Annotated in this window: 13 protein-coding genes and 1 pseudogene; 5 read left to right on the top strand and 9 right to left on the bottom strand. The window is 45.7% G+C overall.

The features are described from left to right. The first annotated feature begins 245 nt into the window (after positions 1 to 245). Positions 246 to 1,436, top strand: a complete 1,191-nt coding sequence (locus JJU34_RS12650) for a HAMP domain-containing sensor histidine kinase (protein WP_228692741.1) — start codon at positions 246 to 248, stop codon at positions 1,434 to 1,436. Here JJU34_RS12650 and JJU34_RS12645 read toward each other — a convergent pair. From JJU34_RS12645 to JJU34_RS12635, 3 genes are read right to left on the bottom strand one after another with little or no spacing between them, the layout of a single operon-like run. Continuing rightward, positions 1,423 to 3,345 (bottom strand): beta-N-acetylhexosaminidase, encoded by a 1,923-nt coding sequence (locus JJU34_RS12645; RefSeq protein WP_228692740.1) that lies wholly within the window; start codon positions 3,343 to 3,345, stop codon positions 1,423 to 1,425. The two genes, JJU34_RS12650 and JJU34_RS12645, sit on opposite strands and share 14 nt — an antisense overlap. A 15-nt stretch (positions 3,346 to 3,360) precedes the next feature. Continuing rightward, on the bottom strand, positions 3,361 to 3,978 hold the full coding sequence (locus JJU34_RS12640; protein WP_228692739.1) for a DUF4230 domain-containing protein: 618 nt from the start codon (positions 3,976 to 3,978) through the stop codon (positions 3,361 to 3,363). Positions 3,979 to 4,024: 46 nt separating this feature from the next. Next, the gene (locus tag JJU34_RS12635) at positions 4,025 to 5,239 is read right to left on the bottom strand and encodes a hypothetical protein (protein WP_228692738.1); all 1,215 of its coding nucleotides are present in this window, start codon (positions 5,237 to 5,239) and stop codon (positions 4,025 to 4,027) included. 207 nt (positions 5,240 to 5,446) lie between these two features. On the opposite strand from JJU34_RS12635, the gene JJU34_RS12630 reads away from it, so the two are divergent. After that, a complete protein-coding gene (locus JJU34_RS12630; RefSeq protein WP_228692737.1) occupies positions 5,447 to 7,129 on the top strand; it encodes an AMP-binding protein in 1,683 nt (560 codons plus the stop codon). A 315-nt stretch (positions 7,130 to 7,444) separates the two neighbouring features. Here the strand turns inward: JJU34_RS12630 and JJU34_RS21845 are convergent, their stop codons facing one another. From JJU34_RS21845 to JJU34_RS12610, 5 genes and pseudogenes are all read right to left on the bottom strand, one after another. Next, the gene (locus JJU34_RS21845) at positions 7,445 to 7,999 is read right to left on the bottom strand and encodes a KTSC domain-containing protein (protein ID WP_366512705.1); all 555 of its coding nucleotides are present in this window, start codon (positions 7,997 to 7,999) and stop codon (positions 7,445 to 7,447) included. 99 nt (positions 8,000 to 8,098) lie between these two features. After that, a pseudogene (locus JJU34_RS21840) lies at positions 8,099 to 9,145 on the bottom strand (ATP-binding protein); the annotation flags it as partial. Between the two features lie 158 nt (positions 9,146 to 9,303). Continuing rightward, positions 9,304 to 9,483, bottom strand: a complete 180-nt coding sequence (locus tag JJU34_RS12620) for a hypothetical protein (RefSeq protein WP_228692735.1) — start codon at positions 9,481 to 9,483, stop codon at positions 9,304 to 9,306. A 71-nt stretch (positions 9,484 to 9,554) separates the two neighbouring features. Next, positions 9,555 to 10,139: a sugar O-acetyltransferase gene (locus JJU34_RS12615; protein WP_228692734.1), complete on the bottom strand. Its 585-nt coding sequence runs from the start codon at positions 10,137 to 10,139 to the stop codon at positions 9,555 to 9,557. Further along, a complete protein-coding gene (locus JJU34_RS12610; RefSeq protein WP_228692733.1) occupies positions 10,129 to 10,680 on the bottom strand; it encodes a DinB family protein in 552 nt (183 codons plus the stop codon). Before JJU34_RS12610 ends, JJU34_RS12615 begins: the two co-directional genes overlap by 11 nt. A 219-nt stretch (positions 10,681 to 10,899) precedes the next feature. Here JJU34_RS12610 and JJU34_RS12605 point away from each other — a divergent pair, with 219 nt between their 5' ends. The 3 genes from JJU34_RS12605 to JJU34_RS12595 all read left to right on the top strand — a co-directional run bounded on the left by JJU34_RS12605 (position 10,900) and on the right by JJU34_RS12595 (position 14,451). Continuing rightward, positions 10,900 to 12,285 carry an exonuclease domain-containing protein gene (locus JJU34_RS12605; protein ID WP_366512704.1) on the top strand — a complete coding sequence of 462 codons (1,386 nt, stop codon included), beginning with the start codon at positions 10,900 to 10,902 and terminating at the stop codon, positions 12,283 to 12,285. Between the two features lie 56 nt (positions 12,286 to 12,341). Beyond that, positions 12,342 to 13,361: an L-glyceraldehyde 3-phosphate reductase gene (gene mgrA / locus JJU34_RS12600; RefSeq protein WP_228692732.1), complete on the top strand. Its 1,020-nt coding sequence runs from the start codon at positions 12,342 to 12,344 to the stop codon at positions 13,359 to 13,361. A gap of 118 nt (positions 13,362 to 13,479) precedes the next feature. Further along, complete coding sequence (locus JJU34_RS12595; protein ID WP_366512703.1) at positions 13,480 to 14,451, top strand: zinc-dependent alcohol dehydrogenase family protein; 972 nt, start codon at positions 13,480 to 13,482, stop codon at positions 14,449 to 14,451. A gap of 8 nt (positions 14,452 to 14,459) precedes the next feature. On the opposite strand, the gene JJU34_RS12590 is transcribed toward JJU34_RS12595, so the two are convergent. Continuing rightward, entirely contained in the window at positions 14,460 to 15,227 is a 768-nt protein-coding gene (locus JJU34_RS12590; RefSeq protein ID WP_228692731.1) for a tryptophan-rich sensory protein, read from the bottom strand. Positions 15,228 to 15,653: the final 426 nt, after the last annotated feature.

Raw genomic sequence — 15,653 nt, 5'->3', positions numbered from 1 at the left:
GAAGAAAAATTTTTAATATATCTCTACTTATTTTCACCAAATACGTTAATTTTGCCGTTAAAGATAGTACACAGTTCCTAACCAACCGAGCCGCAAGAAGTAGCGATCCGATGGCTGAAATGAAGACGAGTCTCCCTGAGGGTGAGGCATGCGCTGCACTTTTGGTTTTGGGACGATTATTTGTCATGCGGACTTCCTCCCTCAGGTAGGTTTTTTCTAGCTTTTGATAAATCAATGACGAGCATATGACACGCAAAAAAGAGGAAGGTGGAGGTCAATATCCGCCAATAACATTAAAAGCCCCGAGTGCATTTTTTGCCGCTGGTTTCATGCACAACATGAGTCAAGTGGGTATGGACGTGTTTTTTGCCGAAGTATTGGACAATGCTCCGGGTTTTGTGGTGTGTTTTGAGCGTACAGGTGCTTTGCTTTACGCAAACATGGCTTTCGTTAGTTATTCCTGGCGGGACATCCATAAGCCGGGATTTACTTTCTTTGATCAGTTTTCGAGTAAGGATTTGGAAATGATACGGCCGCTTTTCAAGGAAGTGGGCAATGGCGAGGCCGTTTCCAGGTCATGGGTGTCTAGTAAATCCCGTAAAGGAAGAGTGGTTGAATGGAAAATCCAGCTATTGAAGTTTCCGAATACAGAAAGTCTCTTTTTGGCTTGGGGAAGTGAAATTACGGATAAAATGGAGGAGCGTGAACGCATGCAGGCATTGTTGAACTTGGCGGCTGATCAAAATCACAAGCTGAAAAGCTTTACCCATATCGTTTCGCACCATATACGTTCCCATGCGGGAAATATCCTAGGATTGGTGGATTTGCTTGACGACCCGGCCGAATCACCTGAGGATAAGCGTGAATATACCAGTCTGATTAGGTTGACGGCTGATCAGTTGGATCAGACCATACGAAATCTCAATCAGGTGATTGAAATCCAAGATTCGTTGTCGAAGCCTAGGGCAGTCAGAAATCTCAGTAAGGCGATTTCGAGAACAATGGTGCTGATGGAAGGAGAGGCGGATGCAGCTGGTGCCCATGTGGATATACAGGTTGATGAGAAGTTGTGGGTAGATGTTGTTCCTTCCTATTTGAACCACATACTCTTGAATTTGGTCTCCAATGCACTCAAATTTAAGTCACCGGCGAGGCCATTGGTCGTTAGGATTTCTGCGGCAGTGGATGGAGGATTTGTGGTGTTGGAGGTAGCAGACAATGGGTTGGGGATAGACCTGGATAAATTCAAAGACAGGCTTTTCAAGTTGTACGAAACCTTTCACCGAACAGCAGATTCACGAGGGTTCGGATTATTTATCACCAAGGTACAGGCCGAATCTATGGGCGGTAGGGTGGAGGTAAAAAGTAAACCCGGAGAGGGATCAACCTTCCGGGTTTTTCTAAAATCTGCCAATTCCCTGGTTAGGGAAGCTTAATCTCAACTTGAAACTCGTTGCTGCTTCGGCCACCGGGGGTCACGATGGTGTACCTCAACGTCAACGGTCCCTGCCCTTCTCCCGGAATGGGTGCGAGGAAGGGTTCCGCGTAGCGGTTTGCAGTCTGATCTGCTTTGTGACCGTCCACCGTATAAAACACCTCTGCATTGGCCACGAATGGCGTGATAGAAACTAGGTGCCTACCCGTAGCTGCATCTCTCGAAATGGATACGTCCGCCTCGGGAATCCGGAAGAATACGTTCCTTTCCTCCAGCTCCGCCAGTCGCTTAGGAAGTCGGTGGTGGGTAAAGGTTGTGAAGTTTTTTTCTTCTTTGCTTTTCCACGCTACTTCCGCCAGTGCCAGCGCCCTCGGAAAGAGAAAGTACTCCATTTTGTTGTTGGTGGGGATGTATTCTGTCCAGAGGTTGGCCTGCACTCCCAAGACATGTTTCTGCTCCTCGGCAGTAAGTGATTCAGGGATGGGTGTGTAGCTATACACTTTTTCTAAGGGGAGGAATCCGCCAATGGCCAGAGGTTCGGTGGATTTGTCCGCAGCTTGGTAGTGGTCAAAATACAGGTGGCTATTGGGTGTCATGATGACATCGTGCCCCATTTTGGCCGCTTCTATGCCTCCTTTCTCGCCTCTCCAGCTCATCACAGTAGCATTGGGAGCCAATCCTCCCTCCAGGATTTCATCCCAGCCAATTAGTTTACGCCCATTTTTATTCAGGAATTTTTCAATGCGCCGGATGAAAAAGCTTTGCAGCTCGTGTTCATCGGCCAGTTTTTCTTTCTTGATTACTTTTTGCGCGATTTCAGACGTGATCCACTGATCTTTGGGTACTTCGTCCCCTCCGATGTGGATGTATTCGCTGGGGAAAATCTCCATCACCTCCGTAAGTACATCTTCTAAAAAGCGAAATGCTTTTTCGGTAGGCCCATAGATATTGTAATGTACGCCCCAATAGCCGGGAACGTCGGTGCTCAGGTCGTTGTCGTAAGGTTGGCCCTTATCGTTTGTAGCTGGGATGGTGCCTGGCAGTGCTTTGCCATCTTTCACCTCGAAGCTTCCCAACTCAGGGTAAGCGGCCAATACCGCCGAACTGTGACCCGGTAATTCGATTTCGGGGATCACGGTGATATGTCGCTCTGCCGCGTATCGAACAATTTCCTTGGCTTCTTCTTGGGTATAGTATCCACCATGTGGCTTTCCATCGTAAATAAAAGGCTTGAAGTCGTAGTACTGTCCGATGATGGTGGAATCCCTCCAGGCGCTGACTTGGGTGAGCTTGGGGTACTTTTTGATCTCCAACCTCCAGCCCTGATCCTCTGTTAGGTGCCAATGCATGCGATTGAATTTGAAATACCCCATCAGGTCCAGCATTTTTTTGATCTGATCTGTGCTGAAGAAATGCCTGGAAACGTCCAACATCAAGCCTCTGTATTCGAACGCGGGTTCGTCTTTAATTCGGGCAGAGGGTACGCTCGCTTTACCGTCACGTGTCTCAATAAGTTGGAGCACCGTCTGTAGTCCGTAGAATATACCCGCTTTTCGGCCCGTTAGTTGAATCTGATCAGGGGAAATTTCCAACAGGTAACTCTCATTGCCTTCGGCCCCTTCAGCTTCCGTAAGAATGATGGCTTTACCCCTGGGTTTCATCTGGGTGATGGGTAGGCTAAACCCCTGGTTGGCCAACAAAAATTGGTTAAACAGCTCGGCTGATTTGCGGGCATCCGCTGATGTTGCCAAAATCGGTGTTCCGGGGGTTAGGTGGAAATATCCACTTTGAACGGTTACTTCTTTTGGATAGGGTATGATACTCAGCGTCTCTTGGGATTGGGCAAGCGAGCTTGCCGCTACAGCCAAGAAGAGTGTCACCCCCGCAAGTAGGGATTTGTTCATCTGCATGTAATTAACGTTTATTTATTTTAATTCCAGTTGTTGTAAGGTCTCCAGGTTGGTAATGACGGTTTCTTCGTAGGCCAGTGTCCAGCCCATGGAGTTGGTCAGGATGTAAATTTTTGACAGCTCGTTCAGCAAGCGCTCTTTCGCATCGTCTTTCAGATTGGATTGGGAGACTTTGTCCTCCATCATTTTGTGTACGGTGTCTTTGATCTTGTTATAATCCTCCGCCCCAAATTTATTGAAATAATCCTGAGTAACATCATAATAAGACAGGTCCGGATAGATGTTGATTTCGGGTGGAGGGATGTTGGTAATGCGTACAGTTCGGTTGGCCTCGTCTATATCTGTCTGGATTTTACGCAGATCGTAGCCTACGGTTACTTTGGCATTCACGATCACGAGTGCCTTTTTGTTGGCTGAAAAAATGTCAAAATAGTTTTTCCGAGTGTTCCCATAGCTCATCACTTGGGAAAACTGCCCCTCTGTAACGATCAGCTTACCCACTTGGTTGATTTGCTGTTGGATAAGAGCGGAATGGTATTGGATTTCCTGTTTCTCTTCTTTTTTGGAAAATAAAAACCAAGCAGTCAAAACGAGCACCAACGTGACGATGACCCCGGCTAGAAAACGAACCATAGGCAGTTAAAAGATATCCCTCCGGCTACCTGCCGGAGGGATAAAATTAGTAAACTTTATACATTTTATTCGCCGAATTGATATAATCCAACGGGCTGAAAGTTTTGTCAAAGGAATTCTTCATGGTCAGTAGCTTGGCTTCCAAGTCGATAATTTTGGTACCCATGTACTGACTTTTCTTATATTTTGATATTAGGTCATTATACTTACCGATGTTTTCGCTGATCCGAAAAGTAATGGTGCCAAAGCGGATTTTCAACGATTGGATCTCACTCATTTCATAAAAAAAGGTGTTTTTCCAGTTTTTCGGATTTTGGTTTCGCTCTTCGGCTACCTTTTTCGAGATAATGTCCGTTAGCTCATTGAGGTATTGATACCGCTTGTTAGCATCGTTTTCATTCGTAAACCTACGGTCAAATTCCGGACGCTTGATCCCCAGAATCTCCAGATTCTTTTCCAGATTGGATTCATAGAGTTTTTTAAGTTCTTCCAGCTCCACATTAATGGCCTCCCATTCGGTCTCTACCAGGTCTTTGTCACTGGTAAATTGCCCAATTTCTGTTACTAACTCAAACATTTTCTGGCTTCTATCCCGTAAATCCTGGGTTTTTTTGTTAGAACCCAATTGGTCCACGTAGCTGGACATACCCATAAACAGGGTCTGACTGAATGTTCCGAAGATGGGCGTTCCCGCTGAAAGGCTTCCAGTGAGGTTCATTAGATTGGATACCACGCCCATGGTGGCGTTGCTGTCTTTGTTTTCCGATACATAGGATTGGAAGCCTTTGTACCAGTCGTTAAATCCTGGGTATTGCGTCGGGTTTCCTATACTATTTAGGGTATTAAAGAACTCCCGGGTGGAATTGAACAGCAACAAAGGCTTCAGTTCCCTTTCCATAGATACCAAGTTGATGATGGCGGACTGATAGTTCCCTTTGTAGATATTGAGTTCGGATTCCCGCTCTGCCTGTTGAAAATCCTCAATGAGTTTAACCCTTTCTACCAATTTGTCTACCAATTGACGTTCGTTGGTGGTTATTTCCAGCGATTCGTCAAGCATCTGAATGCGGCGGTCCAGATCGGATAGTTTGGTACCCAAGTCGCTGTTCAGCGAGTCGGTTTTCAGTTCAATGCTTTTGAGCAGACTTTGTTTTAGCGAGTTTTCAAGTGAAACGGCCAAAGAGTCCACCTGTTGCGCCCGTGCACCGAAGGCAAAGGCACTAAATACCAGTAGAATGGATGTGATTCGGAGTAAATGCATGGGTTTGTTTCTTTTCGGGAATTAATAGCCAAATTTATGCCATTTTGAGGCATAGAACAAAGCTTAAGTTTTTTAAACGGCAAGAAGTCTTAGTGCGTATATAAAAAAAACAATTCCGTCGGTTTTGTTTCGCTGGATAGTTTGATATCTTAGTACGCGAAGTTCGTATCGATCACCTGTTAGATAAACTCAAAATAAAAAGACATTATGCAAGATTTTCCGTGGTTTAAGTTTTATCCTAAGGAAGTTCCACATCAGGTAGATGTAACCGCTTACAGCAGTGTAGTGGATCTGTTTGAAGAAAGCATCAAATCCTATGGCGACGCCATTGCGTATGAATGCATGGGCAAAACATTGTCCTTTAACGAGCTGGACAAGCTTTCCAAGAATTTTGCGGCTTTTTTGCAGCACGACCTGAAATTGAAAAAAGGGGACCGGATCGCCATTCAGATGCCCAACCTGCTACAGTATCCAGTAGTCATGTTTGGCGCCTTGCGGGCGGGACTGGTAGTGGTTAACACCAATCCGCTTTACACGCCAAAGGAAATGAAGCATCAGTTTACGGATGCCGGCGTTTCCGCCGTAGTCATTTTGGCAAACTTTGCCGCCAATCTGCAGAAAATAAAATCCGAGATCCCTGCCAAGCATATCATCGTGACCGAAATTGGGGACTTGCTGGGCGGACTTAAAGGCACCATCGTCAACCTGGTGGTAAAGCACGTGAAGAAAATGGTACCGGCCTATTCCCTACCTGGAGCCATTTCCATCAAAAAGGCCCTCGCTTCCGGAGCATCTCAATCGTATCGTCGGGAGGAACTCACCCAAGAAGACCTTGCCTACCTACAGTACACAGGTGGTACCACCGGCGTGTCCAAAGGTGCAGAATTGACCCACGGTAACATTGTTGCCAACATGCAGCAGATTTCTGCTTGGATGAAGCCAAAGTTGAAGGAAAAGGAAGAGACGGTCATCACAGCATTGCCGCTGTATCATATTTTTGCGCTGACCGTCAATTGCCTAGCGATGCTAAAGATTGGAGCCCATAATGTATTGATTACCAACCCGAGGGATATGCCCGCATTTTGCAAGGAGTTGGCAAAGCATAAGTTCAGCGTATTTACTGGCGTAAATACGCTCTTTAACGGGCTGTTAAACCAAGAGGCATTCCGAAGCTTGGATTTCAGCTCGCTAAAGGTAGCCGTAGGGGGAGGCATGGCCGTTCAGCGGGCGGTTGCCGAAAGGTGGCAGAAAGTAACCGGAACGGCATTGGCAGAAGGATATGGACTTACCGAAACTTCGCCGGTAGCAACTTGTAATCCCATAGACGGTACTGAGCGCATCGGAACCATCGGCATGCCGTTGCCCAACACCGAAGTAAAAATCGTGGATGATGACGGTGTCGAGGTGGCTCTTGGCGAAAAAGGAGAGTTGTGTATCAAGGGGCCCCAAGTGATGCGGGGCTATTGGCAGCGACCGGAGGAGAGTGAAAAGGTCTTTTTGGGCGAATGGCTCAAAACGGGAGACATCGCAACCATCGATTCAGATGGTTTCCTGCGCATTGTGGATCGCAAAAAGGAAATGATCTTGGTATCCGGCTTTAACGTGTATCCGAACGAAGTAGAAGATGCCATAGCCGCTCACGAAAAAGTAAACGAAGTCGGTGTAATAGGTGTGCGGGATGAAAAATCTACTGAAAAGGTAGTGGCCTATGTGGTGGCTAATGACTCGGCGGTTAGGGGGGAGGAGATCATTGCATTTGCTAGGGAAAATCTAACCAGCTACAAGGTGCCCAAAGAAGTGTATTTTGTGGACGAACTCCCAAAATCCAACGTGGGTAAAATCCTGCGACGGATTATAAAGGAGAATCACGAGAAAAAATCGCTGGGTTGATGTAGGGGCTAGATGATCCCAAAGTCCGTTGAACGGATACAGGTCATACATGGATTTTGGAATTCCGTGATGTTTGGTATACAAAAATCAGTCTGAGCTTTTAGCTTGGGCTGGTTTTTTTGTTCAATATGTATTTGAATTTGTCTATCTGTTAATTTCAGATAAGACTTTTCGGTAAAATTCTGAAATGTCCCTCCATTTATTTTGTGTGCCCGAAGACGATATGGGTCATAAAAAAACAGCTGGCATATAGCCCGATTTGTTTCCTTTTTAGCCTCCCATTTGAAAGCTTTTTCCAAATGCTATCCGCCAATTTTATTTCTTTTGATATTTAAATTTACGCTTGATTTCATTCATAAAATACGCCCCTATTGCAGGAGAACCCATCAACTCTTCATATACTTTTTCCGGTACATCAACATACTGATAAATGGCACCGTGGTGAAATTCTATTTCTAAAATGCGTGCTTCTTTATCATAGCCAACAGCCGCAATGTTTGAAGAGGCTACTGGAATTCTTTTAATTCCTGAATTAACTTCTAATGAAAGTACTTCAAGTAATTTTTTACCCAAATCAGTGGTATAATATTTTTGATTTTTACTTCTGGGTTTATCGGGAATCGTTTGCTGTAACCAGCCAACCTCCAAGAGTGGTTTTACATAATTATCAAAATTTCGACTGTTATTATATAACTTCAAAATTTCTAGAATTGCCAATCGACTTTGAGGTTGGTCACAAAAGACTAATACTTTTAGAAATACCGATTCTAAAAGACTCAACAACTTAGGCTCAACTTGGTCTCTTTTGACTGTTTTTTGCGACCTAAGATGATTGTTAATTTCTGATAATGTTTTAATTATCAATGACATATCTTCGTCCCTACTTAGGTCAGAAAGATGACCTAAGATGGAATTTGTAAGGGGATGTATAGGTAGGACACACAAAAAGTAAGCATTGTTTTCATCCGTCTCAAAAACAGGTGGTGGTGAACCGTTTTCTTCCATACTACTATGAATAATGGGCAATCCTGTTCCTCTACCTTCTGTAAGTTTCAACTCCTTTAAAAATCCACCTATTTTACGATTTCTATAATCTCGCGCGACCACTCTTTGTTTATTGAGCATTGCTTGGTTAATTGGTGGCATAGGACCAGGAAAGCTCAATATTTCAATTTTGTCTTTATGGATTTGGATTTCGACTGGATTTTCTCGTTCATAGCTTTTATGATAAACCGCATTGACTACGGCTTCTTCTATGGCCTGAAAAGGATAGTTGAAGAAGCGTATTGATTCAGCTTGCCTAGCTGATTTAACCACCAACTCTTCTACAATAGTTGATTTGAAATACTGCAATACATCTCTTATTTGCTGAATGATTGAACCTGTAAATATTTTTTCGGTATAATCTTTTCCGACTTCATTTTTGTGGATTATCAAATCAATTTTTGCCCCTGAAAAGAAATTATCTGGATTTTCATTAAACAAGAGCAGCCCGGCATTTGTAGGTCGTAATAATTCTTCAGAACCTTTGGCTATCATTAAATGTCGGCACAATTCAGAGAATGGAATTTTCGTGCTTTTATCATACAAGGAACTCCTCACTTCTTTTAAATAGTTTTGAATCAAACGTAGATTCAAATCATCCAGGGAGGCAGTTTGGTTGATTCGGTCATCAAAAGGGATACGTGCCGTGAGTTCAATAAGTCGTCTTTCGTCATCAGAACCATCTTTAACTTTTACCGTTTTTGAGCCACGTTTGATGAACATTGCTCTTTCTCTTCTTTTTTCACTTAAACTAATAGGAGCTTTGTAGGGTCTGTTATCTCCAGCGGGGGCAAAAACAACCAATATGTGCTTTCCATTAATTAAATATGGTTGAAAAACAGGAATATAAACAGGGATTAACTTATGAGATAGTTCAATCAGTTTTTTCTGAATGGCATCCAATTCTTGGACGTGTAAACCAATTGGTGGCAACTTAGCTTTTCCATTTTCTTCTTCAACTCCAATAATGACATAACCTCCATCCTAATTGTTAATATCATTGGCGAATGTACATAAAGTGTGAATGATATCCTCAGGATTCCATCCTTTTTTCAGCTCAATCCGATCCCATTCAACGGTATTGCCGTGCAATAATTCATCTATGTTTATGGGTAATGCCATATTGTTTATTAAACTAAATTAAAATCCACCGCCAATCCATTTGGCAATTTTTCATCAAACCAATGCCAAATGTCAAACCGGTAGGTTCCTTTTTCCCACCAATAGAAGTCTATTTCGATTTCATCTTCGGAATATGTGGGTACATCTTCAAATTGCATCCACATTTGTCGAAGTTCATCAACAGTCATTTTTTCGCGTTGCTATTAAATTAGTTGTGTCATTCCCCGGAGTCCTAAAATGGCTAATACCGTCAATACCCTCAGTTGATATCGTCCAGATTCTCCCCTTTATCCAGCCGTTTGATAATACGGGCGGGGTTGCCTCCCACCATTGCATCGTCCGGAACATCCTTGGTGACTACGGCCCCGGCAGCGATGATGCTTCGGTCACCGACCGTCACTCCGGGGCAAATAATGGCTCCGCCGCCTACCCAAACATCCGATCCGATGGTGATTTGGGAGCCGTATTCCAACAAACTGCCCCTTACCTTCCAGTCTACCGGATGGGTAGCCGTGTAAATTTGGACTTTGGGACCGAATAGACATCGATCGCCTATGATTACGCGGTGCACATCCAGGACCACGCAGTCAAAATTAAAATAAACCTGCTTACCCACCTGTATGTTATAGCCGTAGTCACAATAGAAAGGAGGTTCTATGTACACATCTTTTCCGAGGCTGCCCAGGAGTTCTCCCAAAATCTGCTCCCGTTCCTTTGCGTCATCTGGATCGCCCTGGTTTAGGCGGTTAAGGAGTTTTCTGGCACGCAACCTTTCCTCCATCAGCTGTGGATCTGATGCCAGGTAGAGTTGTCCACTTAGCATTTTTTCTTTTTCACTGGGCATGGGGCAATTGGGTTATACGTTGTTTGATTTGTGCGAGATGACGGCTTTCGTGCGCCAGAATGATCTGTATGACCGTATCAAGGGGATAGACGATCCATCTATTTAGGGGAGAGGAGATCATCAGGTTCGTTTCGAAGTAGGGATCTAGTTTTTGGATGTACGCCGAAAGTTCGTGTTGGAGTTCGTAGAAGTCCCGAAGTATCCGTGGATCGAGCAGGCTTCCACTAGGCTCCCAAGGTGCAAAGGTCTTGACCTTATCCGGTTTCTTCATCGAACCGAGTATAAGGTCTCCCATTTTGCTTCCCAACAAAGGCACATAGCCCAATACAGGTTTTTGGTGTTTGTTAGAGAGGATACGCTCAAATGTAGGGAAATAGCTGTGGTTTACCCGGATGAGGTGATCGACGATCTCGGCGATGCTCCACACGTCGGGTTGGGGCTTCCAGTTAAAGTCGGTAGGAGGTAGATCTTTGAGTGTCTGCTCAAAAGCCCATCCAAGTTCGGTGAGCTGCATTTGCCACTGGTCAGCTATTTCTTTCATCTGTCTATAATTGATTTTTAATGGTCAGATGGAATCTCGCATGGTTTATAGTCATCCCAGTGTGTGTCGCTTGCGTCATGCTCGATTTCATGTGTTTATAATTGTTTTTCAATGGTCACGAAGCTCTTTCTTTTTTTACCCTCTACCATTTGCCTACTGCTGGGAAGATGTTACTTTTAGGTTGTGGGAATTTACACATAATGATCCAAACTTTCCTCATTGAAAATAGATAGATTCAATATGTATGCCATTGTAGATATAGAGACTACGGGAGGCTTCTCAGCGGATAACCGGATTATCGAGATAGCGGTGGTGATACACGATGGATCGGGCATAGTGGATGAATATCAGACGCTTGTCAATCCGAACCGGATGTTACCGGGCTTTATCACGGGTCTCACCGGCATTTCTAGCGAGATGTTGGAGGGAGCACCTGCATTTTCGGAAATTGCCGAGGAGCTCTTTGCCCTGTTGGAAGGCAAGGTATTTGTTGCCCATAATGTGAATTTTGACTACAACTTCGTGAAGGCTGCTTTTGCGTTGGAAGGCATGGCTTATCACCCCGCGCTGTTGTGTACGGTTCGTCTGAGCAGAAGGATATTTCCAGGCTACCGGTCTTATTCGTTGGGCACGCTGTGCGACCAAAGGGGCATTCAGATTCGCGGCAGGCACCGAGCCATGGGAGATGCCTATGCCACGGCCTTGCTTTTTGGACAGTTGCTGGCAGCGGATACTGTCGGGGTAATCCCTACGTCACTGAAGGGCAAGAAAAAGGAAACTACGCTGCCTCCCCATATCAGTCCGGAAAAATATGCCCGGCTTCCGGAAGAAACCGGGGTATATTTTTTCCATGACCAACAAGGCCGCATCATCTATGTGGGCAAGGCATTGAATATCAAGAGCCGATTCAAGGGCCACTTTTCCGGCAAAGCGAAAATTGATTTGAAAACGGAAATTCACGACGTCAGTTACGAGCTCACCGGCAGCGAGTTTTTGGCGCTGTTGGTCGAGACCATGGAGATAAAGAAGCATTGGCCAAAATACAACCGAGCCATGAAGGTCAAATCCACCCGTTGGGGATTGTTTACTTACTTAGATCAGGGAGGATTTATTCGGCTTGGAATCGGAAAATCCGGAGGCATGCAGGAGTCCGTTTGCAGTTTCAACACCCATGCCGAAGCTTGGCATTTTCTCCTTGCTGAGGTGAAGAACCACAAACTGTGCCCCAAGCTTTGCGGTATTCAAAAGGCTGTAGCTGCCTGTTACGATCGGCAACAGGGGGGATGCCGAGGAGCCTGTGAGGGAGCCGAGAGTCCCGAGCTATATAACGAGCGGGTCAATGCGATGCTGGAAGCCATCCGTTTCGATGAAAAAGTGATTTTGATCAAGGAAAAAGGCCGCGCCGAGGAAGAAGAGGCCGCAATTCTGTTTGAGAAGGGTCTTCTTTCGGCGTTTGGCTATATCGATAAATGTTTTGCACCTTCACGGCCCGAAGAGCTCATCGAACTCCTAAAGCCGGTAAAGCCAGTGCCGGAGACCTCTTACTTTCTGCGGGCCTACCTGGAGCGGGGCCAAAACAAAAATATTTATTACCTTAGTAGTTGATTGATCACCGTCAACCGCTTTTTTTTGATTTACCAAACTTAAAACAATCAGTACCTATGCATATCAATGACCACAACGCGTTGTTGCCCTATCAGCCTTTGGCCGACCGATACGATACCATGCAGTTTCGGCGCTGCGGAAAAAGTGGTATCGACCTACCGCTTATTTCACTGGGCCTGTGGCATAACTTTGGCCATACCGACGATTTTAAAAATCAACGCAAGCTCTTGAGGAAGGCGTTTGACTTGGGAATTACCCATTTTGATTTGGCCAACAACTACGGCCCCCCTTTTGGTGCTGCGGAGGAAAATTTCGGACGAATTTTGCAAAAGGACTTTCTTCCACTCCGGGATGAGTTGATCATCTCCTCCAAAGCCGGTTGGGATATGTGGCCCGGTCCCTATGGGAATTTTGGGTCACGAAAGTACCTCATTGCCAGTTTGGACCAAAGTCTGAAGCGCATGGGCCTGGAATATGTGGACGTTTTTTACCACCACCGACCTGATCCGAAGACACCCCTGGAAGAAACCATGGGAGCATTGGACCACCTCGTACGGCAGGGTAAGGCCCTATATGTGGGTATCTCGCAGTATTCTGCGGAGGAAACCAAGAAGGCATCGCAGATCTTGAAGGCCATGGGCACTCCCTGTTTCATCCATCAGCCAAGGTACAGCATGTTGGATCGTTGGGTTGAAAACGGACTTTTGGATGTGCTGGAGGAGGAGGGCATTGGAGCCATTCCTTTCTCACCGTTGGAGCAGGGTGTTTTGACCAATAAATACCTGAAAGGCTTACCGGAGGACTCCAGGGCTATTCGTGACGGGAGGTACCTGCAAGCAGATGCCATCACGCCTGAGCTGTTGCAGCGGGTTCGTGCGTTAAATGATATTGCGGGCCGCCGTGGTCAGACACTTGCTCAGATGGCAATCGCTTGGCTGCTGAAAGATCCCCGAATCACCACGGTACTGGTAGGTGCCAGTCGGGTAGAGCAACTCGAGGATAACGTGGCTACTATTCATAACCTGGCTTTTTCCGAGGAGGAGCTCCGGGAAATAGAAGCAGTTTTAAAAAGTTGATGGCAGCATGGAGTAGTTGACGAATCTGGCTTGTCGAGGGCTAGTAAGGGTAATAACTCAAAAACACCCTAGGTTTTGGCTTAGGACAGTGAATAACCAATAAAAAAGAGTTTTAGCGATGATGAAGAAGGTCCTTTTTTACGAGGCAGGTTTGCCAGCTGAGGTGCTACGGGTAGAGCAAGTCGAAATTCCATCTCCCGGGGAGGGGGAAGTACTGATTCGAGTCACCGCCCGTAACATCAACCCAGCGGATATTATGTTTATCAGGGGCATGTATGGCCTGCAGCCCCATTTTCCATCCCCGGCGGGGTTTGAGGCCGTGGGGGTCATCGAAGACACGAATGGCAACTCGGGCTTCCTAAAGGGTGACCGTGTAATATTCAGCGCGATAGGTACTTGGGCAGAGTATATTTGCCTTCCAGCAGACCAATTGATACCTGCGCCGCAGGGTATGTCAGACGACGTGGCCTGTCAGGCCTTTATAAACCCCATGACAGCCTATGGGATGTTGGATCGTGCGCAGTTACGTGAAGGGGATTGGCTCTTGCTTACAGCGGGTGCATCGGCCTTTTCCAAGCTGGTGATTCAAATGGCCAAGGGGCGGGGAATTCGAGTAGTTTGCACGGTGCGTAGCGAGGAGCAGGTACCACAGCTACTAGCTTTGGGTGCCGAAGCGGTGGTTAACACGGAGAGGGAAAGCTTACCTCTTCGGGTAAAAGAAGTATCCGGAAAATCCGGGGTGGCTGTAGTATTTGACGCTGTTGGCGGAACGCTGGGTGCAGAGGCGTTGACGTGTCTAAGGCCTAAAGGAAAGATGATCGTATATGGATTACTTAGCTTGAAGAGCATACCCTTAAACAGTGGACTGCTCATTTTTAGGGACCTAAAAGTGGAGGGTTTCTGGCTAACATCCTATTTGGCCGAGCTGGACGCTGCTGCCAGAATGAAGGCTTTTCGTGAAGTACTGACGTCCTTGGGTAAGGCTGAAGTGCGGGTGGATGTCGCAGAAAGGTACCCCATGGAGCGAGTCATCGATGCGATATCGGCATTTGAAAAGCCTGGGCGAAGTGGGAAAATACTCCTTGTTTAATGGCTTATCTATGCGGCTTTCCGGATTCCATTGACTTGTTTGGTGATCGCTAGTACAAGGAGTACAACGGCAGCGGTCAGACTGATCCAAACCACGGAATTCTCCTTGTTCCATTGGCTGACGGCGATAGCCACAAATCCCCAAACCCCAACCAACGCAGGTTCTTTGCGATTGTGTTGGTACAATAGGAAAAGGTATACGGCCACAGCAGTAATCACTACGGGTAGTACCCAGTTTTCTGGACTGGAAACCCCAATCGTTTTGGTTGATTGTAACCAAACAGCCATATTCAGGGTAGTGGCCAGGATGATCCATCCCAAGTAAACGCCAATAGGGAGATGAATGAACATCCGGTTACGCCAAGCGGTACTGAAGCTATAGGATTCCAACTGAATCAACATGGCAATAAGTGATATCAAGAGTCCGAAAATCACCAAGACCGACCAGCCAAGGGCTAAGTTGACCCACAGGAATATCCAGGTGCAATTGAAGATGTTCGAAAGTAAAAACCAGATGCCGCAGGGTTGCAGGGAATTATTGGCATCGTTCCGAAGGTAAGCGACCCATTGAAAAGCAAGGAATCCCAAAAGCAGTAAGTAGATCAGTCCCCAAATCGAAAAGGCATAACCGGCCGGCGTGATTAGCATGGTATACAAGGTACTTACCTCTCCTACGGATCTTTCCCCAGCTGCACCACTGCCAAAGAGGTAGTTGGAATACAGTACAGCTGCAAAGGAAAGCGTATTGCCGATCAGTAGTGTCGTGCTCGATTTCATTTGTATATTCATTGGTTCATTAAAAGTACAAAACGATTGGCAGTTTTCCTTTGTAGGTTATTGTATAGTTTTCGCAACGGATTTTTAGGCGCTGGTACAGGTGGGTCCATATACGGGCCGGCAGTAGGGGATTGGAGGAGCAGCTACACGTTAAGAAATTTGCAACTAACACCGCTCCATTTCGTTTTAAAATTATGTTAATGACAATTGAAATGCTAAAAAAATAAAAATACTGTAAAAAAATAAATTAAATGTTATCGAATTTGTAAATTACAATCCCTTGTACTACCTTTGAAATATCAAACAAAGACAAAACGTGTCGAAAAGGTTTGTTGACAATGTAGGGTGATGAAACTGGCAGACATGCCCTCCGGTCTCGGGGGTGGGGAGCTAAGGACAAAGCAAACATGGAGCTCGTGTTTTGCC

Origin of the sequence: Lunatimonas sp. (assembly GCF_020832325.1) — a bacterium.
Lineage (GTDB): Bacteria > Bacteroidota > Bacteroidia > Cytophagales > Cyclobacteriaceae > Lunatimonas.
The sequence above is the reverse complement of the archived record's forward strand: the minus strand, read 5'-3'. Positions and strand labels throughout refer to the sequence as shown.

Bases quoted from the DNA above. Each gene is read 5' to 3' on its own strand.
- JJU34_RS12650 (WP_228692741.1), top strand. From the start codon at position 246: ATGACACGCAAAAAAGAGGAAGGTGGAGGTCAATATCCGCCAATAACA.
- JJU34_RS12645 (WP_228692740.1), bottom strand. From the start codon at position 3,345: ATGCAGATGAACAAATCCCTACTTGCGGGGGTGACACTCTTCTTGGCT.
- JJU34_RS12640 (WP_228692739.1), bottom strand. From the start codon at position 3,978: ATGGTTCGTTTTCTAGCCGGGGTCATCGTCACGTTGGTGCTCGTTTTG.
- JJU34_RS12635 (WP_228692738.1), bottom strand. From the start codon at position 5,239: ATGCATTTACTCCGAATCACATCCATTCTACTGGTATTTAGTGCCTTT.
- JJU34_RS12630 (WP_228692737.1), top strand. From the start codon at position 5,447: ATGCAAGATTTTCCGTGGTTTAAGTTTTATCCTAAGGAAGTTCCACAT.
- JJU34_RS21845 (WP_366512705.1), bottom strand. From the start codon at position 7,999: ATGTCATTGATAATTAAAACATTATCAGAAATTAACAATCATCTTAGG.
- JJU34_RS12620 (WP_228692735.1), bottom strand. From the start codon at position 9,483: ATGACTGTTGATGAACTTCGACAAATGTGGATGCAATTTGAAGATGTA.
- JJU34_RS12615 (WP_228692734.1), bottom strand. From the start codon at position 10,139: ATGCCCAGTGAAAAAGAAAAAATGCTAAGTGGACAACTCTACCTGGCA.
- JJU34_RS12610 (WP_228692733.1), bottom strand. From the start codon at position 10,680: ATGAAAGAAATAGCTGACCAGTGGCAAATGCAGCTCACCGAACTTGGA.
- mgrA (WP_228692732.1), top strand. From the start codon at position 12,342: ATGCATATCAATGACCACAACGCGTTGTTGCCCTATCAGCCTTTGGCC.
- JJU34_RS12595 (WP_366512703.1), top strand. From the start codon at position 13,480: ATGATGAAGAAGGTCCTTTTTTACGAGGCAGGTTTGCCAGCTGAGGTG.
- JJU34_RS12590 (WP_228692731.1), bottom strand. From the start codon at position 15,227: ATGAAATCGAGCACGACACTACTGATCGGCAATACGCTTTCCTTTGCA.